Below are 19,771 nucleotides of genomic sequence, written 5' to 3'. Positions count from 1 at the left end.
TCACGTTAAATAAGGTGAAGGGTGACGGATATAAATAAATTGGTCAGCAGTCTGGGCATGCCTTTTTCCCCGAAGGATGCCTCTGTATTGCCTACATCATGAATAATTTTAAATATGCAGGAGTCCTGGATATGTTAAAGAAAGGTTTTTCCAATCCGACCGACCGTGTTGTCAGACTGAAAAATATGATTCTGACGGCAAAGCCCTATGTCGAATCTGAACGCGCCGTATTGGCCACCGAGGCCTATAAAGAGACTGAAGGCTTACCGCCGATCATGCGTCGCGCCAAAGTGGTAGAAAAGATCTTCAACAATTTGCCGGTGACCATTCGTCCGGACGAGTTGATCGTCGGTGCGGTAACCAAAAACCCGCGCTCTACCGAAATCTGTCCCGAATTCTCTTACGACTGGGTGGAAAAAGAGTTCGAAACCATGGGTTCCCGCGTCGCGGACCCGTTCATCATCCCGAAAGAAACGACCAAAGAACTGCATGATGCCTTCACCTACTGGCCGGGTAAAACCACCAGCGCGCTGGCCGCATCCTATATGTCTGATGCCACCAAAGAGAGTATGGCGAGCGGCGTATTCACCGTCGGCAACTACTTCTATGGCGGCGTAGTCCACGTCAGCGTGGACTACGGCAAAATCCTGAAAATCGGTTTCCGCGGCATCATTGATGAAGTGCAGCGTGCACTGGAAAAACTGGATCGCAGCTCACCGGATTACATTAAAAAAGAGCAGTTCTATCACTCGGTGATCATCAGTTATATCGCGGCGATCCGTTACGCCCACCGCTATGCAGAGCATGCGGCACAATTGGCGCAGCAGGAAAGCAACCCTACGCGTAAGCAAGAGCTGCTGCAAATTGCCCAAAACTGTCAGCGCGTTCCGGAATTCGGTGCCTCCACCTTCTGGGAAGCGTGCCAGACCTTCTGGTTCCTGCAAAGTATGTTGCAGATTGAATCTAGCGGCCACCCCATCTCCCCGGGGCGTTTCGACCAGTACATGTACCATACTACGCCGCCGACAAAAACATCCCCAAAGAATTTGCTCAGGAACTGGTGGACTGCTGCTGGATCAAACTGAACGACATCAACAAAACGCGTGATGAAGTCTCCGCGCAAGCGTTCGCTGGTTTCGCTGTATTCCAAAACCTGTGCGTGGGCGGCCAAACGGAATACGGGCGTGATGCCACCAATGAAATGAGCTACATGTGTATGGAAGCGACCGCACATGTTCGCTTGCCGCAGCCCTCTTTCTCGATCCGCGTATGGCAAGGCACGCCGGATGAATTCCTGTATCGCGCGTGTGAAGTGGCACGTCTGGGACTCGGCGTACCCGCGATGTACAACGATGAAGTGATCATCCCGGCACTGCAAAACCGTGGCGTTTCTCTGCACGATGCGCGTGACTACTGCATCATCGGCTGTGTGGAACCACAAGCGCCGCACCGTACCGAAGGCTGGCACGATGCCGCGTTCTTCAACGTCGCCAAGGTGCTGGAAATTACCCTGAACAACGGTCGCGTTGGTAACAAACGGATCGGGCCGGTCACGGGTGAACTGCCGCAATTCGGTAATATCGAAGATTTCTACACGGCGTTCCAAAAGCAGATGTCGCACTTTGTCCATCAGTTGGTCGAAGCCTGTAACAGCGTGGATATTGCACACGCCGAGCGCTGCCCGCTGCCGTTCCTCTCCGCCATGGTGGATGACTGCATTGGACGCGGTAAATCGTTGCAAGACGGTGGTGCCATCTATAACTTTACCGGCCCGCAGGCATTCGGCGTGGCCGATACCGGCGACTCCGTTTACGCCATCCAGAAACAGGTGTTTGAAGACCGTAAACTGACGCTGCAAGAGCTGAAAGGCGCGCTGGATGCCAACTTCGGTTACCCGGTCGGCGCGGCACCTCACGCCGCCGCAGCGAAATCGTCGCTCAATGAGCAAGATGTCTATGACATCGTGAAACGTATCGTGGAACAGAACGGTACGTTGGATCCGTCCGCCATCAAGAACGAAGTGTATCGCCAGCTTTCAGCCAGCACCCCGGCAACCCCGACTTACGGTGCCAGCGAGAATCGCCATCAGGAAATTCGCCGGATTCTGGAAAGCACGCCGTGCTTCGGCAACGACATCGATGATGTGGATCTGGTGGCACGTCGCTGTGCACTGATTTACTGCCAGGAAGTCGAAAAGTACACCAACCCGCGCGGCGGCCAGTTCCAGGCGGGTATCTACCCGGTATCCGCTAACGTGCTGTTTGGTAAAGACGTCGCGGCTCTGCCCGATGGCCGTCTGGCGAAAGAACCGCTGGCCGACGGCGTTTCACCGCGCCAGGGCAAAGACACATTGGGTCCAACCGCAGCAGCGAACTCAGTGGCAAAACTTGACCACTTCAGCGCCTCCAACGGCACGCTGTATAACCAGAAATTCCTGCCTTCAGCACTGGCTGGGGACAAAGGGCTGGTGAACTTCGGCGGCATGGTAAGAAGCTACTTCGATCGCAAAGGAATGCACGTTCAGTTCAACGTGGTGGATCGCAATGTGCTGATCGATGCACAAGCACATCCGGAAAAGCACAACGATCTGGTAGTACGTGTAGCCGGTTACAGCGCCCAGTTCGTGGTGCTGGCGAAAGAAGTACAGGACGACATAATCAGCCGCACGGAACAGCACTTCTGATGCGCTGCTGAGGGTCGGGGCGATACTTTCTGGTGTCGCCCCGGATTCACTACATTCCCGAGGGTACGCGTCGCCCATGAGCCATGTTATGAATAAAGTACACTATGATACGGAAGGCGTGATTTTCAATATTCAACGCTATTCCCTGCACGATGGTCCCGGTATCCGTACCATCCCCTTTTTTAAAGGCTGCCCGCTCCCTTGCAAATGGTGCAGCAACCAGGAATCGGCGGCCAAATCCTGAGCTGCTGTTCAAAAAGAATGACTGTATCTATTGCGGTAAATGTCTGGAAGCCTGTCAGCATCAGGCGATGTCCATCATCGCACCGCATTTTATCGATCGCCAGCGTTGTGTTAACTGTGGTGATTGCACCCGCGTGTGTCCGACCGATGCGCTGGAGATGAAAGGCAAGCGCATCACCGTGCGTGAAGTGATACAAGAGCTGCAAAAAGAAGAGAACGTGTACCGTCGTTCTGGCGGAGGGATTACCCTTTCCGGCGGCGAGCCGTTGGCGCAGCCGGAATTCGCCCGCGAATTGCTGAAAGCCTGTAAAGAAAAGGGCTGGCATACCGCCATTGAAACCACCGGGCTGACGTCTGCACAAACTATTGAAGACATATTTCCATATATTGATTTGGCGCTTACGGATATCAAGGCCATCAATCCGGCCGTGCATCGCTGTAATACCGGCGTGGATAATCAGCGTATTTTAGAAAACCTGATCAGAATTTCATTTATTACCAAAACTATCGTGAGAATTCCGCTGGTACCCGGTGTGAATGACAATCGCGAAGAAATTCACGCCATTGCTGAATTTGCCCGATTGATGTCGAATGTCGATACCATTCATTTATTGCCCTACCACACCTACGGCGAAAATAAATACACGTTACTTGGCCGTGAATACCCGATGGGTGATGCGCCCAGTGTACCGGAAGAGACCGTAAATACCCTCAAACGGGAAATCGAATCATTGGGTTTCCAATGTCATATTGGGGGGTAGTCGCACAGTATAAAAATATTATCGGGAAACGTATCTACACGTTGCCAGATTTTTAGTTTGTCATTATTAAAAAATAATTATTTTTCACATCAATAATACCGACGTGATGTATTGCGTCGTTTATTTCTTGTACCCACACAATCAAGGTGAGTGTAATGAACAGCATTGATATTTTAGTCGCTTTCGGCGGCGGTATTTTCGGTGCCGCGATCGGTGCCCTTGCGGCCTTTGAATTTGTCGGTCTCTTGGTCATTGCCATGGCGATATCACAAATTGTCACCGGCAGCGCCACCACATTTATTCAATTTCCCTTTGGCGTATTCGGCCCACACGTCGGCGACTTTGCTGCCGGTGTTGCCGCAACCGCCTATGCAGCCAAAAAGGGCAAACTGGCTTCTGGCCGTGATATCACGGCTGGGCTAAGCGGATTGGGGGCTCCCGATGTACTGCTGGTCGGCGGTGCATTTGGTGCTATCGGCTTTGTGATTGCCTGGTTGTTCAATCAAGTACCCACCTTCTCTTCGGGATTGGCATGGACTGACACGGTTGCGTTAACCGTGGTGATCTCTGGCATGATTGTGCGTCTGATGTTCGGAACTACCGGTCTGCTGGGCAAACCCCAAAGCGGGGGGGGGCGTCGCTGCTACCCGCCACAGGATCAGTGCTGGATGCCCTATCACAGCCGCATTCCTCAGCTATCGGTCTTGGGTATCGGTATTGGATTGATGGCTGGCTATCTGGGTCACACCTTCGGAGGCAGCGGCGCGTTGCTGGCCTTTGGGATTTCAGCGTTCTCGTTAGTATTCCTGCATTTTAATACCCAGGTACCGGTTTCCCACCACATTGCCCTGCCTGCGGCGCTGGCAGCGGCGGCCTCCGGCAGCCTGATCTGGGCCGCTGTAGTCGGCATTATCTGTGCTCTTCTCGGCGAACTGATTTCCCGCCTGTTTTTGGTTCATGGCGACACTCATATTGACCCACCGGCGTTTACCATTGCGATAATGACGACGTTGGTCAACCTGCTGGCGACCATTGGTTTTTTTGCGGCGGTGCCGTTATTTTGATGTTGGGCTCCCCCTGTATTGATGAACTGGGGGAGTTATTTACGTACAGAGTAAGGTTTCGTGCGCGAAAACCACTGTGTTCCTCTGCCATTCGCGTGGCACGCGCCCGACACGGGGTGTGCAGCCGTCCACACCCCATGACCCCGCGCTTTTTGCGCAATGGCGTCGCTGCGCGATACCTTCGGAAATGGGTGCCGCCGGACGGACCGATATCCCTGCCGCTCATCCTGGCGCCACCTATTTACTCAGCGTCATTTGTCGCGGGTACGTCAACAGCAAAACCCTGTATGCTCAAAACCTCACTCTGTACGTCAAGAAATCCCCACCTTATTAACCCTCTAATAACAAGAACAAAGAAATCCCCGGCGGTTGCCAAGGATGATTGGAAGAGAAATCACGTAATGATTAGATGTTACTGAAAAGCTTATTTAAAACAGTCATGTCCACCTACTTCCGCCATTACCGCTCCCGCCGTCATTCCCGTGCAGGCGGGAATCTCCCACAGAGTAAATGCATTTCTTCTGACAGAGATCTCCGGCCTATGCCGGGGACGACGAGTGGGTAAAGCAGGTTTGTCGTCGGTCTGAAATCATATCGTGATTATTTGTCACCCTTACGCGGGGTGTTTTTGCCCGTCGGGCGTAGCGTCCGGCGCAGCCGGTTGTGGTGCTGGCGGATCAAAGATATCCCCGCATGACGTACCATTGTCGCTTGGTTCAAGCGTTACCACAGGAATCGTGGTTGATTTGGTTTCTGGTTCAGGAGCAGCAGGTGGCGTAATGACCACTTCCGGTGCCAGCAACTATGGTTTGGCAACGCCAACCGTCTCTGCCGAATGCGTGATGGCTTCGATTCCTTCAGCAGTGCGTGCAATCACCTTATGGGCATACACCTGCCCCACTTTAGCCGCTGCAACGCTTGCCGCTGCAATCGCCGCATTGACCGCCCCCACTTCTCCTTCCAGCTTCACGGTGACCATGCCACCGCCTTTCGTCAGCTCATAGCCGACCAGATTGACATTGGCAGACTTCACCGCCGCATCCGCCGCCTCAACGGCCGCGGCAAGCCCCACGGTTTTTATCAGACCTAAACTTTGCTTAGCCATAAGCGATTCCTGTTTATAGTTATATCAATGAAGTCGCGCCCTGTAATAACGCAACTTTATCGGTGAATTCCCAAGGAAAATCGGATCGCCCGAAATGCCCGTAACATGCTGTGTGGCGATAACGCGGCGCCAGTAAATCAAGCGACGTAATCATGCCGTAGACGCTGAGATCGAAATGTGCGTCCACCCGTTGCTGCAATAAGGCGCTACTCACCCGCTCGGTACCAAACGTATTGATGCGCACCGCTACCGGGCGCGCGACGCCGATAGCCCAGGCCAACTGTACTTCACAGCGCGCTGCCAATCCGGCGGCTACGATGTTCTTGGCCACGTAGCGTGCCGCATAGGCCGCTGAGCGATCGACTTTGGAAGGATCTTTACCCGAAAACGCGCCGCCACCGTGGCAGGCGGCACCACCGTAGGTATCGACGATAATCTTGCGTCCGGTAAGCACGCAGTCACCCACCGGCCCTCCCGTGACAAACGCCCCGGCCGGGTTGACCAGAATGCGGGTGTGCGGTGTCAGACAGCGAGTGGGCAGCACCGGTTTAACGATCTTCTTCGATAACCGCTTCACGGAGCGTGTCAAGCGAGACATCAGGCGCGTGCTGTGTGGAAATGACGATAGTGTCCGCCGCAATCACCTGACGATCGCGGTAGCGCAGCGTCACCTGACTTTTGGCATCTGGACGTAAAAAGGGCAAGCGGCCGGATTTACGTAGTTGCGCCTGACGCGCCATCAGTTGATGCGCATAAACCAGGGTTGCTGGCATCAATTCCGGCGTTTCATCCGTGGCATAGCCAAAGGTAATGCCATGATCGCCAGCGCCCAGTTCGGTTAATGCTTCCCCCTGAATACCGCTGGCAATATGCCGACCAATAAGGTTGAGCACGCCGCACGTATTGCCGTCGTAGCCGAGCGACGAGTGGTTATAACCGATCTGTTTGATGGTGTGGCGCACCACGCTTTCCACATCAACGGATGCGGTGGTGGTGATTTCTCCTGCCACGATGGCGACGCCAGTTTTCACCAGACATTCACACGCCACGCGGCCCCAGGGATCTTGTAGCAACACCGCATCCAAAATCGCATCGGAAATCTGATCGGCGATTTTGTCCGGATGGCCTTCCGCCACCGATTCGGAAGTAAACAGGTACTCGTCCACACACGCCTCGCCCCACTGAGAGTATCCCGTTATTTTACTCGGGGGGGCGATCGGCTCCGGTGAACTTTATTGCTGTCAGGTTGGACTATTTTGCGTTATCACCGCGCGGGTAGCACTACGCTGCTCCCCGCTTCCGGTGGGGCCACCTGCGGGTTAAACACCATCAGTTTACGGTAGTCGGAAGGTGACATATTGGTCTCTTTCTTGAAGATGCGGCAGAAATAGTTTGCATCCTGATACGCCAGTTTCAGCGCAATGGTATTGACCTTTAAATCACTGAATTGCAGCAGAGATTTGGCAATTTTGATTTTTCGATTTGCCACATAGGTAGAAAAACCTGTACCGGTGGCTTTCTTGAAGGCGCGGCTCAGGTAGCAGGCGCTGACAAAAGCGCGTTCGGCAATATCATCCAGGGTGATGTTGGTGAAAATATTCTTCTCGATGTGATAACGCGCACGTTCGATAAAATCTCCCTGCGACTCAGCGCTTTTGAACACCCGCTCAAACAGGGCTTCACTCAGGGTAAACACGCCGCGCAGAATACGGTAGTAATAGCCTTCCGTCAGCCTACGGCTGGCGACATCTCGCATCACCCCTTTCAGCGCCGTAGAATGAGATGCGGCAAACTTGTCGCCTTGCGCCGCCACGTATTGATCAAGCAGCGCAAGAAAATCCACTACCGTCTGACGGCGATCGCCAGATTTATCCCAGTAGGCACCATTGATAGTCTGAAACACCAGCTCATTCCAGGCCGGGTAATCGCCGTCATCGATCAGGGAAAACACTTTCTGTTTCAGTTCGCGTGTTACCTGATTATCCTGCTCATCGTAATGCAGCACCTTTTTGATCACATCGGTCATGATGCTCCGTTTGACCGGCTTGAGCAGGTAATCATCCACTTTCAGGCTGAGCATGCTGCGCACAATATCGAAATCGTCATTGGCAGTGGTGACGATCACTTTGGTCTGATCATTTTTACGGCGCAAATACTCGATCACCTCTCTCCCATTTGGCAACGGGATATTGATATCCACCAGGATCATATCTATATGATTCAGTTGATCGATCAGTTGAATCACTTTACGTCCGGTCGATGCTTCATGAATGGTGGCATTTTCGATGTGCTCCGAAATCATACGGCGCAGAGATTCGGATTCAATGTGTTCATCTTCCACAATCACAAAATTGTACATTGTGTTTCTCCCCGGATTAATGGACTTCCTGCATCGGGAAACGCGGTTTGATAGAGGTTCCCTGTTTCGGTTTGTGGGGACTGGCAATCTCCAGCCCATAACGCTCGCCGAACAGCAACTGAAGTCGATTTTGAATGTTGTTGATACCGATGCCGCCTTTTTGGCGATTCTCATTACCGGAAAGAATATGCTCGATATCCTGTGGCGAAATACCGTCGCCATTATCCGTCACTTCAATAATCACATCGCGGCTATCGTCGGTGGCTTTAATGTGAATGTGACTTTTTATTTCTCGCGGCTCAACCACGTAGTTAAAGAAGTTCTCCACCAGCGGCTGCAAAATGAGGAAAGGACAAATCACATCCAGATATTTATCCGGAATGCTGAACATATAATCAAAACGATCGCTCATGCGGACTTTTTGAATCGACATGTAGCTGTTGACGTAATACCATGTTTTCGGTGCGCTGGGTGTTCTCCAAAAAGGCCAAACGGCCGATAGTATTGAGTACATTAAACAGGAAATGGGGGTTTATCTGATAGGAAAGCGCTTTAAACTCCGCCTCATGCAGAGAGCGCTCGATGTCCACGCGTTTGCGCAATTCATTGGTCAGCGCCAGATCTTTTTGATGCAACTCGCGCTGGATGTTGTTGGCGTAAGCCTGTTCCACCAGATAGGATGCGACATGCAGCAGCGTATAGGCAGTCGATTCAAAACGCTCATAGGGCATGCGTTTAGTGTTTTCATGCAGATTCACCAGCATGGGGTTCTCTTCCCACACACCATTTTCCGCCAGAATGTAGGGAATCTCGGTCTCTTTTGAGGTTTCGACTTTGACCTGACCGGAGATAAACGCGCCGAGATAGTGGTTATCTATCATGATGGGCACCGCGAACTCAACGAACCCGCAGTAGCAGCGATACACCACCGGGCGGCAAGCCGCCATGGCAGCCCTTCCTCCGGCATAATCACAATCGTAGCAATGTTGCGCTAATGCAGGATTACGCCGCGAACGGGCGCAAAAATCAGAAAACCCTCTGGGTTTGGTAACCGGGACGCCTTTTTCATCAACAACCACCAATGCAATCATCATGGATTTGCTGAAGTTATCCTGCAACGTTTGCAGCCGGTCAACGTCAAGGATTTCTTGCAATGGGTATTTGTTGTTCATCATGCTCTTTTCTGTCAGTCAGACACCGTTTCTGAGAATCCGTTTTCACCCCTCCGCCGCCGTAGGAATATACCTTCAGTTCCTATTTATAACGGTTTTGTATTATTTACGATCTACGGTATGGATGCTATGACCTATCTCACACGGTGCTATTGCGATAAGAATGACAAGAAATTACACCTGAAAATGTTTGTTTTGTTTGAGCCCGATCGACTCTTGCGCTATGACGAGGTAGAGGTTTTCTCTTCACGTTCCGGCCAGCAGACCAACAATACACCCACCATAATGGCGAACACGCCGATGCACGCCAGCCATGAAAAATGCTCTGAATAGTCGGGTAAGAGAATCGAACCAAGCCACACCAGCACATAGCTTAGGCTCAAAAATGCGTAGGCTTTGCCCAGCGCCAGACGCTGTAACGCGAATTGCCAGACAATTAGCGACAGCACGTAACACCCCAGCTCAGCGGTAAGCAGCAGCCACTGGCACGCTGCGCCATCCCACAGCATGCGTATCGACCATACCGGTGGCAATCTGGACAGGGCGTATTTAATCGCCAACTGCGCGATGCTGACCAACATGACGCTGAGGCACGCCGCTAGATATCCCATGCTGTCGCCTCCACGTTAAGCCGTAACACCGAGCAAAACGACGCCCGAGATGATAAACAGAATGCCGAGGCTATGCCGCCAACCAATAGGCTCCTGCCAAATCCAACGTGCGGCCAGCGTGATCCAAACCAGATTCAGACTCAACATCGGATAGGCAATGCCAACAGGAAGCTGTTGCAGTACGACCAGCCACAGCAATAACGCAAGCGCCAGCAGCAGAGCAACTCTCAGCCATCGCGCTGCATAGGCAGGATGAACCGCGCCAGCTGCTTGTTTTTGGCACATCTGCCCCATGTAGCTCAGCATGCTGACCAGCAAAACCCAACCATGCACTCACTGCGCGTGATACTCGACAACGGCAAAGCGTCCTTGCTGATAGACACAGTCCGGCGTTGGCAACGCATGTATCGTCGTCCTGTCGTCATCTTCCAGCAGTAGCATCAGCGTAATATTGCCTTGTTGACGGTGAGCCGCGAGCCAGCCAGGGAAGGCGTCCTCAGAAACAAACCGTTCTGCGCTGTCCTCAAACGCCAACCCCCAGGCCAGCTCACCGCGACGGCTATAGAGAAAAATATCGTCGCGCTGCAACTCCCAGGCAATAGCCGAGGCAACCCCTACGCTGTTGGACAGCACATAGTGGCTCGCTTGCAGTTGCGCATGAGCCGGCTCAATCATCGCCTGCGGCTGTTTGGCATTCTCTACACGATCGGGAATGGCAGCGCCCACCAGCAGCGCCAATGCCAGCGGGCACAGCGCCGCGCAGGCCCAGCGATTACGCGGTTGCACAAGCGACAGTCTCCCGATCAACGCCCAGGAGAGAAATATCACCGCTGCCGCCAGCATCTTGCCATATTCCTGCGGTGTGTAGAGCGGATAGCTCGCAAACCGATGAGGTGCCAAAACCAGCACCACAGCCAGCAGCCCTATAACACCAAACAGCATATTGATAAGTGCGTTGGCGCGCAGCGCCTTGGCACCCTCGCGGGCAGCACCCAGCACATGATGAGCCAGCAACGCTTAACAGGGCAATATATAAGTCAGTAATTTTCCTTTCGCGAGGCTGAAAAACAGCAGCGGCATGAGAGTCCAACCCAGCAAATAGATCAGACAGCTGTTCGTTTTCCTGTCTCACCACCCCTGGCGCAACGCTACGGGTAGGAACCCCAGCCAGGGTAACGCGCCCAGCAGAAACAGCGGCAGGTAATACCAAAACGGTGCCCGGTGCTGTGCGCCTTCCTCCGCAAAACGCTGGATATGCTCTACCCAAAAAAAGTAGTGCCATAACGTTGGTTCACGCTCTGCTATGGTTAGCGCCCAAGGCAATGTCACCGCCGCCGCACTTAACACGGCCAACGGCCCATACATCAACAGCGATTTCCACTGTTTCTTTTCTGCCACCCACGGCAGCACGCTAATAACAGGTACCGCCAGCGCCAAAAAGCCTTTGGCCATCACCCCCATGCCGCAAGCCATCCCCAGCACCAGATACCCAATGGCCTTTTTGCCCACGGACTCGGATTCAGCGGCATACCAGAAACTGCACATGGCGAGCGAGAGCCACAGCGCGAGCATAAGATCGAGCACAGCGTAAGTCCCGACACCGTAGACCAGCAAGCAGGAAAGGTAGATTACCGCCGCCAGCAGCGCAGTACGTTTGTCCCGCCAGATCCGCCAGGAGAGCCACGCGACCAGACAGGCGGTCAGCAACGAGGAGAATATGGCTCCCGCACGCACCGCAAAGTTGGAATGACCAAAAAGCCATTGACCGAGATTGTTGATCCAGTAACCCGCTATTGGTTTTTCAAAGTAGCGAATACCTAAAAATCGCGGCACCGCCCAATCCCCCGAGGCCAGCAAGCCACGGCTGATTTCTGCATAGCGGGTTTCATCCGGCTACCAGAGCAAGCGGTATTCAATAGGAATAACGTAGTAGAGTGCCCACAAAGCGACCAATGCGAGCGTGTAAGTTACTGCTTTCATGACAGACCGACCTGATCGTGTTGGCTATTCAGCCACTGTTGACAGCCTAACCATCCTTCCCGCCCGTCAATGGCGTGGCGCACAACGTGCCCAACGGGCAAATCTGCCTCGAATTCAGGAAGCAACGCCCCCAGAGGACAAAACTGAAGTCCTTCAAGATGCGCCATGGAGAGCAACGCCGAAAATTCCCGCTGGAAGGCGATGCCCTCCACCTCAGCGTGCACGGTATACGCCGGTGTCCCTCGCGCGCTGTGCATGGCGTTGAGCAAATAGCGATTGAACTGCTGTGGTTGCACGGTGGAGCCGATAACCTCATCCCAGGTGGGCAGTGAAACCGGAATATGAACGGTACCTAATGTGCCATCTGCCAGACGAGGCCGAAATGGTGTGCTGCCGCGACAATCGTTGTTGTAGCGGAAACCAAAGCACTGCTTAGCCTCAATGACACGCTGATCCGCCAGCCATCCAGCCACGGCGGAGCAGGTGACGGCCTGGCCCAGCAGATCCTCCAGTGCGGTCTTGCCCAGCGCAATATGGCGATGTAACTGTACTGGGTTCCAAATGCCCGCCCAGGTTTGCCAGGCAAAGTGATCCCAGGCATGAAGCCCCACCTCGTGGGTACGCGCCGTTTGTCGCATGACGTCCGCATTACCGCGCCCAATCAAACGGCCTGGCCAGACAGTCCCCGCCAGCAGGATGTCCCAGCCATACAACGAAACCACCTTGGAGCGCAGCATCTTCCACAAAAAAGCCGGTTTGACCAGACGCCAAAAGTGACGCCCCATATTATCTGGCCCAACGCTGAAAAAGACGCTTGCCTGAATCCCATGTTGCTCCAACGTCTCCAGTAGGCGCGGCATACCCACTCTCCACCACGCACATGCCAGCAAACGGCGGATACATGTGCCGAAGCGGATGACGCTCAAAACTTTCGAGCAACATCTCTGCGAGCTCGCGGATGCTGGCCTCGTTTTTCGGGTTACCGATATTGATAATTCGCCCGTCACAGGCGTTGTCACGATTTTCAATGATGCGGAATAACGCCTCGATGCCGTCGTTGATATCGGTAAAACAGCGCTTCTGTTCACCGCCATCAATCAGCTTGATGGGCGATCCTTCCACCAGATTCAGGATCAATTGCGTAATGGCACGCGAACTGCCGATCCGGGCGGCGCCCAGGCTATCAAGCTGTGGTCCCATCCAGTTGAAAGGGCGGAACAGCGTAAAACGCAGCCCCTGCTTCTCGCCGTATGCCAAGATCACCCGATCTAGCAGTTGCTTTGATACCGAATAGATCCAACGCTGTTTGTTAATAGGCCCAACCACCAGCGATGAACGATCTTCATCGAACACCTTATCGCTGCACATCCCGTACACTTCAGAAGTGGAAGGGAAGATGATGCGCTTCTGGTGTTTGACGCAGCTACGCACGATTTTCAGGTTCTCTTCGAAATCCAGCTCAAACACCCGCAGCGGATTACACGTGTATTCAATCGGCGTGGCAATAGAAACCAGCGGTAGAATGATATCACATTTCTTGATGTGATACTCAATCCACTCCGAGTGGATGGTGATATCCCCTTCAACAAAGTGAAAACGCTGGTTAAGCAGGAAACGGGCAATCACATCGGAACCGATATCCAGGCCGTAGACTTCGTAATTTTCATCTTGTAGCAACCGTTCCGTCAGGTGGTTGCCGATAAAACCGTTTACCCCAAGGATCAACACCCGCACGCGCTTGGGTTGGCACGGCAAGCAGGCATTCAGCCTAGCCCCTTCCACCATGCCTACGGTTTGTGCCAGTTGTGCACCCGCCATAAACACGCTATTGTCACTCTGACCGGTCACAATCTCCAGCGCATCGCTGCCGCAGGCAACCACCAATGGTGAAACCGACAACACTGTTCCACTCGGCGCGCAAGGGAAATCCTGTCGCAAACGCGAGGACCACACCGTCAAGCGTGTCGCACCGGCATAACAAAACGCGCCCGGCCACGGATCCGTGACTGCACGCACCAGGTTGTGCAATTCATGCGCGGGCCGCGACCAGTCCATCCGCCCTGCCTCAGGGGTTCGCCGGGTGGCATAGCTGGCCTGTGCGTGATCCTGCTCCTGTTGCGGATAGTTACCTGATTTAATCACTGGCAGGATATCGCGTAACAGACTGTCTGCACATTCGCACAGTTTATGGTGCAAACCAGTGGCATCGTCATCCGGTGCGATATCGACCCGCTGTTGCGCGATAATCGGGCCCGCATCGGGTTCTGACGTCATGCGATGCAGCGTGACGCCCGTCTGCGTCTCTCCGTTAACCAATACCCAATTCAGCGGTGCGCGGCCACGGTATTGCGGCAATAGCGAGCCATGTAGGTTAAACGCCCCTAAGGGTGCGCACTGCAAAATCGCATCACTCAGCACGCGGCGGTAATAGAAAGAAAAAATGGCCTGCGGTGCGAGCGCGCGAATGCGTTCACGCCACAGCGGGTGGTTCACGTCTTCCGGTGTATAGACAGGAATACCCGTTCTGGCGGCAATACGAGCCACTGAGCCAAAAAAAAAGGATTTTCACCGGGCGTATCCGCATGGGTGAAAATAGCACTGATACGATAGCCAGAGGCCAGTAAGGCATTGATGCAAACGCATCCCATATCATGGTAAGCAAAAACAACGGTATTCATTTCACATTACTCTCTTGGTGAGTCTCGTCTTTGCGGGTCTCACCCTTAACGACGCGTTGCACAAAATAACGAGGGCGAGCACGCACGTCGTTGTAAATACGGCCAATATATTCACCGAGTATCCCCATCCCCACGAACTGCGCGCCGACAAAACTGAACAGAAAGGCAAACAGCATGAAAACACCCTCGGCCGCCCATTCAGGACCAAATACCAGACGCAACACCACCAGCACAAAGGTCAGAAAGAATCCTAAGAGCGCGATGGCGCTACCTATCACGCTGAGCAGACGTAAAGGCGTCGTGGTCAGGCAGGTCACCAGGTCATACATCAGGCTGATCAAACTGATCACGCTGTACTTGGAATCACCGTGCAGGCGTTCAGCGTGCTCGACAGGAATCTCCGTAGCCTTACGCGCGAAGATATTGGCAAGGATAGGGATAAAGGTGCTGCGTTCGTGGCAGGTCAACATGGCATCGACGATATGGCGCCGATAAGCGCGCAGCATACAGCCATAATCGCCCATGACCTTGCCAGTGGTACGCTGGATAAAACGGTTTATCAGGCGCGATGACATTTTGCGAAATAGGCTATCCTGACGGTTTTGACGCACCGTGCCCACCACGTCATAGCCTTCATCGGCTTTTGCCACCAGACGCGGGATCTCTTCCGGCGGATTCTGGAGATCGGCATCCAGCGTAATAATTAAATCGCCCGTGGCATGGCTAAATCCTGCCATGATCGCAGCATGCTGACCGTAATTCCGGTTAAGCAATACGGCTATCACGTGGCTATCTGGCATTTCGCTGGATTGCACCATCAGTCGCGCTGAGTTGTCATTGCTGCCATCATCAACCAGTACAATCTCATAGTCCTTACTCAACGTCTCACAGGTAGCCACCGTGCGCTGAATCAGGGCGGGCAGGCTCTCTTGCTCGTTGAATACCGGGATGACAACGGAGACTTTTTTTATCAAAGGAAAGGTGAACATATCAACCGCAGGCAAGTTCGCGCAGCGCATCGATAACGCGTGATGTGTCGTCATAAGTAATATCCGGAAACATGGGAATGGATAACAGGCGTTCGCTGTTCCACTCCGTATGAGGAAGTTCAAGTGCGGGGAAACGCTCACGGTAATATTTCTGGGTATGGACGGCGCGAAAATGCAGGCCGGTGCCAATCCATCGCGCTTGCAGTGCAGCCATTAACGCATCGCGTGAAATACCGCAGCGTTCAGCATCCACACGCAAAATAAACAGGTGCCAAGCGTGGTGATGGGGCCATTTAGGCTGACGTAATGGCAGTAGTGGCGTATCGGCAAGCGCCGATAAATAGCGTTGCGCAATCTCCTGGCGCCGCTGGTTAACGTTCGCCAGCTTGCCAAATTGCGCTAACGCAATCGCGGCATGGATATCACTGAGATTGTATTTGTACCCCGGTGTTATCACTTCTGCCTGCGGTGCACGTCCCTGTGCAAGTCTGTCATAAGCATTCACGCCAAGGCCGTGAAATTTAAGGCTGCGGATACGCTCGGCAAGCTGGTCATCATCGGTGACCACCAGTCCGCCCTCGGCGCAGGTCATATTTTTGATGGCGTGAAAAGAGAAAATCGCAGTGCCTTTCGCTCCGACAGGGGCTCCGCGATACTCGGCCCCAACGGCATGTGCCGCATCTTCAATAACGGGGATACTGTGACGGTGCCCGACAGCGCGAATCGCGTCCATATCGGCGGGTGCGCCGGCGTAATGCACGGGAATAATGGCGCGGGTGCGGGGCGTGATAGCCGCAGCAATGGCCTCCGGCGTGACCATCAATGTATCGCGATCGACGTCTACCATCACCGGCACAGCGCCAAGCAAGACAACCATGTTGAGGGTTGAAACCCAGGTCAGCGAGGGGGTAATAACTTCATCGCCAGGGGAAATATCTAGCGCCATCAAGGTTACGTGCATCCCGCCCGTCGCGGAACTGACAGCAATGGCGTACTTGTTGCCGGTCAATGCACAAAAAGCAGCTTCCAGTTGCTGATTTTTTGGCCCTGAAGTGATCCACCCGGATAACATGACCGTATTCACGGCAGCAATCTCTTTCTCTCCCAAAGAAGGGCGAGAAAAAGGTAAAAAATCAAGCATGGCAATATCCTGGTGATAAAATAACAAACGTAAAAAACATCATGATTTCACCGCCTTATTTTCTATTACCTCGCAGAAGGAAATAAGAAAAAAGTTGGCTGATAAATATAGTCGAGTCCTGTTTTTTAGCCATTACAAATAATGATACAGGTACGCATTATTAAAATAACTCAGATTAACATCCTGAACACGCCTCATCGGAATTGTGTTTAAAATACGTTTAATTAAACCATTCAATTAAAAGTTCAATCGGCTCTTCTTATTTTATATATTCATTTATGTTTTATTTGAAAATCAATAATAGCCATTAGCGTCACAATAACATGACGTTCAAAAATAAAAATCACATTATAACTGTGCAAATGACGGTATGGCGGGGTCGATATTCAGGCGTTATTTAAGCCAATGGGGTCAATGAAATTGCCTGAGTTTCACACTGAATCAAGCATTCTCCACAGCCATGACAGCGCGCGCCGTCTACATCAGGCAAGCCACGCTCACCGAGAGAAAGCGCCTGACTCGGGCAAGTATCGATGCAACTGCGGCAATGGCGTTGCTGACTGATACAGGGAGTGCCGATCGCCGGACGTAATCCGTTATCAAAGTGTGCCTGCGGCAATAGCGCTCCCGATGGGCAATGCTTGATGCATGACTGACAGCCATCGCAACTGGCGTATTCAATAGCCAACTGCGGATAACCTTCTTCATTGACGATCAGCACCCCCATTGGGCAAGCATTAACGCACTGTTGGCAACGGTCACACTGTTGATAAAACTGTGGTGCAGGCAGCGCACCGGTAGGAAGTGGCGCACGTGGTTGAGTGTTATCGGATAGCGGCTCATGCTGGTGCGAAGCATTAAGAAAGGCGCGGAACAACCCGCGCCGACTGACGTAGCGATGAGACAAATATCCGCGATAGTAGCGCTCATCCTTTTCCACCAGAAAAACATCCGTGGTGTTTCGGGCTGCAACCCATAATGACGCTGCATCCCCTGTAGTAGTAAGCGGGTCACGGCGGCCAGTTGGGCATAGAACGGGCTGTAGGGATTTTGCTGCAAGCGTTCCAGATAGCGATCGCTCCAGGGCAGCAAATACGTTTCCAACAGCGTGTGCAGCCTGCTCTTTCTCTTGTTCCAACAACGCAGCGAGCGCCAGCAGCATCAATCCGAACTGATCCTCCGGTTCCTGCTGCGCACCGGTAAACGACAGTCCGTGCTGGTGTAGGAAAGCATGATAGCGTACCGTACTTTCTCCCATTAGCAGATTGTCGTTTTCCAGATAGACCGACGCCCAGGGCGGCGCAAACATCTCTCCCTGCCCTTCGAACAGTACCGAGTATTGCCATATAAACGCTTCTGCGTCAGGCACTGGCCAGTGCTGACACAGCGCTTATTTCGGTGCGTTCTGCCCAAGGACACAGCGTAGGCAGCGCAGATAAACTCGCCACGATAGCCTGCACATCGGGGTGTGTCGGCGGATAGTAAAAGAGTGCGCCCAAAAAACGTGGCAACACGGCTATAATAGATGACATCGGGCTCTCCCCTTAGGATGCCGCCCTGTGCAATAGCATACAGGGCGGCACGGCATACATCGGCAACGTCCACAGGTTATAGAACGCGACACGGCCCGCCAGCTCAGCGACAATCACTACCAGCGCACAGGCCACCAACAGTGAGCGTCCGGTTTTATAACGAACATGTACCATCGCCCCCACGATGCCCACAGCGAGCAGGATAGCCTGCGCACTAAACCAGGCTAGCTGTGCACTGGTCAGCGCACTGTCTGCGCTCATCAAGGTTGCCATGTAGCCAGGACGAAGGCAGAAGCTCGCCAGCGTAACCAATACGCTAACGGCCAGTCCAATGCGGCGCGCCCCCAATACCGCCGCCAGCGCACCGCCACCGATCATCGGCGTCAGCAACATCATAAACAGCGTGTAGTTGGTGTTCCAGGTCGTCACGGTCGGCAACTGATAAATGCGCGGGATAGCCAACAAGAACAGCACACCCACCACGGCAACGATCCAGGTCAGCGCACTGAACAGGCGTTGTGCGCCGCGATTAAGCAGCAACCCCAGCGCTCCGAGACCGCCAAACGCGCAAAACAGCGACGAAAGCACGATTTCGTTGCTCATCGGCGAGTGCCAGGCGCGCAGCAGCACGTTCATGGCACGCAGTGGCTGCCCGAGATGCAGCCCCGCGATCGGCAGGGCCAGACCAAACAGACACATTGCAGCAAACAGGCCAATCGCTAACGGCCGCGCCTCCACCTGTTTTAGCATCCCCGCCACCAACAGCAGGATAAACGCCCCCACCGCACTCTGCGTGAGCACGGTAAAAAATACCAAAGGCAACTCATGCATGGCGCACCCCCTGCAAGTTTTGAATAGCACCATCTTTATCGCCGCTCGGCCGCGCTTTCGGGTGCAGTTTGACGATCAGATTCGGGAGCGTCAGCGACGCAGAGGGTAACGGTGCGATCTCGTTTTCGCTGCCGTATTTGGCACGCAGTTCATCAATGGGCCCAAAATCCAGCGCGCGCTGCGGACAGGAATCGACACAGATCGGACGCAGATTTTTCTGCAACCGATCCAGGCAGCCGTCACATTTGCGCATTACCTTGGCGTGCGCATCAAACTGCGGCGCACCATAGGGGCAACGCATCTCACAGTAACGGCAGCCAACGCACACGTTCTCATCCACCAGCACTAGCCCATCCTCTTTGCGCTTGTGCATGGCACCGGTTGGACAACCGGCCAAACAGGTTGGATCGTCACAGTGGTTACAGGCAATCGACAGGTAGTAGCTGTAGGTGTCGTTTTGCCAGGACTCGCCCTCTTTTACCCAATTGCCACCACCGTACTCATAGACACGGCGCAGCTTCGGGCCAAGATCCAAATCTTTATTATCCTTGCAACTGACCTGACAGGTTTTGCAGCCCGAACAGCGCGAGGAGTCAACGTAAAAGCCATATTGTGTCATCAG

General features: G+C 53.4%; 11 protein-coding genes and 7 pseudogenes. 3 read left to right on the top strand and 15 right to left on the bottom strand.

Annotated features, from left to right (window positions below; genetic code table 11):
• Window positions 1–131 precede the first annotated feature (131 nt).
• The 3 genes and pseudogenes from grpM to JZM30_RS20375 all read left to right on the top strand — a co-directional run bounded on the left by grpM (window position 132) and on the right by JZM30_RS20375 (window position 4,751).
• A pseudogene (grpM, locus tag JZM30_RS20385) lies at window positions 132–2,683 on the top strand (glycyl radical diol dehydratase GrpM).
• A gap of 88 nt (window positions 2,684–2,771) precedes the next feature.
• Window positions 2,772–3,687: pseudogene (locus tag JZM30_RS20380) on the top strand (glycyl-radical enzyme activating protein).
• 155 nt (window positions 3,688–3,842) lie between these two features.
• Window positions 3,843–4,751 carry a DUF7973 family transport facilitator gene (locus JZM30_RS20375; protein ID WP_252321009.1) on the top strand — a complete coding sequence of 303 codons (909 nt, stop codon included), beginning with the start codon at window positions 3,843–3,845 and terminating at the stop codon, window positions 4,749–4,751.
• 802 nt (window positions 4,752–5,553) lie between these two features.
• Here the strand turns inward: JZM30_RS20375 and JZM30_RS20370 are convergent.
• The 15 genes and pseudogenes from JZM30_RS20370 to JZM30_RS20300 form a co-directional block, all read right to left on the bottom strand.
• Window positions 5,554–5,856, bottom strand: a complete 303-nt coding sequence (locus tag JZM30_RS20370) for a BMC domain-containing protein (RefSeq protein WP_252321007.1) — start codon at window positions 5,854–5,856, stop codon at window positions 5,554–5,556.
• Window positions 5,857–5,875: 19 nt separating this feature from the next.
• Window positions 5,876–7,022, bottom strand: a pseudogene (gene metK / locus JZM30_RS20365) (methionine adenosyltransferase).
• A 98-nt stretch (window positions 7,023–7,120) separates the two neighbouring features.
• Window positions 7,121–8,215 (bottom strand): response regulator transcription factor, encoded by a 1,095-nt coding sequence (locus tag JZM30_RS20360; RefSeq protein ID WP_252321005.1) that lies wholly within the window; start codon window positions 8,213–8,215, stop codon window positions 7,121–7,123.
• Window positions 8,216–8,231: 16 nt separating this feature from the next.
• Window positions 8,232–9,387, bottom strand: a pseudogene (locus JZM30_RS20355) (PocR ligand-binding domain-containing protein).
• Window positions 9,388–9,608: 221 nt separating this feature from the next.
• Complete coding sequence (arnF, locus tag JZM30_RS20350) at window positions 9,609–9,998, bottom strand: 4-amino-4-deoxy-L-arabinose-phosphoundecaprenol flippase subunit ArnF (protein WP_252321003.1); 390 nt, start codon at window positions 9,996–9,998, stop codon at window positions 9,609–9,611.
• Between the two features lie 15 nt (window positions 9,999–10,013).
• The gene (gene arnE / locus JZM30_RS20345) at window positions 10,014–10,316 is read right to left on the bottom strand and encodes a 4-amino-4-deoxy-L-arabinose-phosphoundecaprenol flippase subunit ArnE (protein WP_286673684.1); all 303 of its coding nucleotides are present in this window, start codon (window positions 10,314–10,316) and stop codon (window positions 10,014–10,016) included.
• A 15-nt stretch (window positions 10,317–10,331) separates the two neighbouring features.
• Window positions 10,332–11,978 (bottom strand): annotated as a pseudogene (gene arnT / locus JZM30_RS20340) (lipid IV(A) 4-amino-4-deoxy-L-arabinosyltransferase).
• Window positions 11,975–12,838: a 4-deoxy-4-formamido-L-arabinose-phosphoundecaprenol deformylase gene (gene arnD, locus JZM30_RS20335; protein ID WP_252321001.1), complete on the bottom strand. Its 864-nt coding sequence runs from the start codon at window positions 12,836–12,838 to the stop codon at window positions 11,975–11,977. Before arnD ends, arnT begins: the two are co-directional and overlap by 4 nt.
• Window positions 12,765–14,656: pseudogene (arnA, locus tag JZM30_RS20330) on the bottom strand (bifunctional UDP-4-amino-4-deoxy-L-arabinose formyltransferase/UDP-glucuronic acid oxidase ArnA). The gene arnD and the pseudogene arnA overlap by 74 nt, the downstream one beginning before the upstream one ends.
• Entirely contained in the window at window positions 14,653–15,645 is a 993-nt protein-coding gene (gene arnC / locus JZM30_RS20325; RefSeq protein ID WP_252321185.1) for an undecaprenyl-phosphate 4-deoxy-4-formamido-L-arabinose transferase, read from the bottom strand. Before arnC ends, arnA begins: the two are co-directional and overlap by 4 nt.
• A 1-nt stretch (window position 15,646) precedes the next feature.
• Window positions 15,647–16,786, bottom strand: a complete 1,140-nt coding sequence (arnB, locus tag JZM30_RS20320; RefSeq protein WP_252320999.1) for a UDP-4-amino-4-deoxy-L-arabinose aminotransferase — start codon at window positions 16,784–16,786, stop codon at window positions 15,647–15,649.
• A 397-nt stretch (window positions 16,787–17,183) separates the two neighbouring features.
• Window positions 17,184–17,726: a 4Fe-4S dicluster domain-containing protein gene (locus tag JZM30_RS20315; RefSeq protein WP_291830895.1), complete on the bottom strand. Its 543-nt coding sequence runs from the start codon at window positions 17,724–17,726 to the stop codon at window positions 17,184–17,186.
• 2 nt (window positions 17,727–17,728) lie between these two features.
• Window positions 17,729–18,318, bottom strand: a pseudogene (locus JZM30_RS20310) (TorD/DmsD family molecular chaperone); the annotation flags it as partial.
• A 12-nt stretch (window positions 18,319–18,330) separates the two neighbouring features.
• A complete protein-coding gene (locus JZM30_RS20305; RefSeq protein WP_252320995.1) occupies window positions 18,331–19,149 on the bottom strand; it encodes a dimethyl sulfoxide reductase anchor subunit family protein in 819 nt (272 codons plus the stop codon).
• The gene (locus JZM30_RS20300; protein WP_252320993.1) at window positions 19,142–19,768 is read right to left on the bottom strand and encodes a DMSO/selenate family reductase complex B subunit; all 627 of its coding nucleotides are present in this window, start codon (window positions 19,766–19,768) and stop codon (window positions 19,142–19,144) included. The genes JZM30_RS20305 and JZM30_RS20300 overlap by 8 nt, the downstream gene beginning before the upstream one ends.
• Between the last annotated feature and the right edge of the window lie 3 nt (window positions 19,769–19,771).

The organism is Candidatus Symbiopectobacterium endolongispinus (assembly GCF_018777385.1).
GTDB classification, from domain to species: Bacteria; Pseudomonadota; Gammaproteobacteria; order Enterobacterales; family Enterobacteriaceae; genus Symbiopectobacterium; species Symbiopectobacterium endolongispinus.
Note: the sequence above shows the minus strand (reverse complement) of the source record. Positions and strands in the feature narration are given on the sequence as shown.

Bases quoted from the DNA above. Each gene is read 5' to 3' on its own strand.
- JZM30_RS20375 (WP_252321009.1), top strand. From the start codon at position 3,843: ATGAACAGCATTGATATTTTAGTCGCTTTCGGCGGCGGTATTTTCGGT.
- JZM30_RS20370 (WP_252321007.1), bottom strand. From the start codon at position 5,856: ATGGCTAAGCAAAGTTTAGGTCTGATAAAAACCGTGGGGCTTGCCGCG.
- JZM30_RS20360 (WP_252321005.1), bottom strand. From the start codon at position 8,215: ATGTACAATTTTGTGATTGTGGAAGATGAACACATTGAATCCGAATCT.
- arnF (WP_252321003.1), bottom strand. From the start codon at position 9,998: ATGGGATATCTAGCGGCGTGCCTCAGCGTCATGTTGGTCAGCATCGCG.
- arnD (WP_252321001.1), bottom strand. From the start codon at position 12,838: ATGCCGCGCCTACTGGAGACGTTGGAGCAACATGGGATTCAGGCAAGC.
- arnC (WP_252321185.1), bottom strand. From the start codon at position 15,645: ATGTTCACCTTTCCTTTGATAAAAAAAGTCTCCGTTGTCATCCCGGTA.
- arnB (WP_252320999.1), bottom strand. From the start codon at position 16,786: ATGCTTGATTTTTTACCTTTTTCTCGCCCTTCTTTGGGAGAGAAAGAG.
- JZM30_RS20305 (WP_252320995.1), bottom strand. From the start codon at position 19,149: ATGCATGAGTTGCCTTTGGTATTTTTTACCGTGCTCACGCAGAGTGCG.
- JZM30_RS20300 (WP_252320993.1), bottom strand. From the start codon at position 19,768: ATGACACAATATGGCTTTTACGTTGACTCCTCGCGCTGTTCGGGCTGC.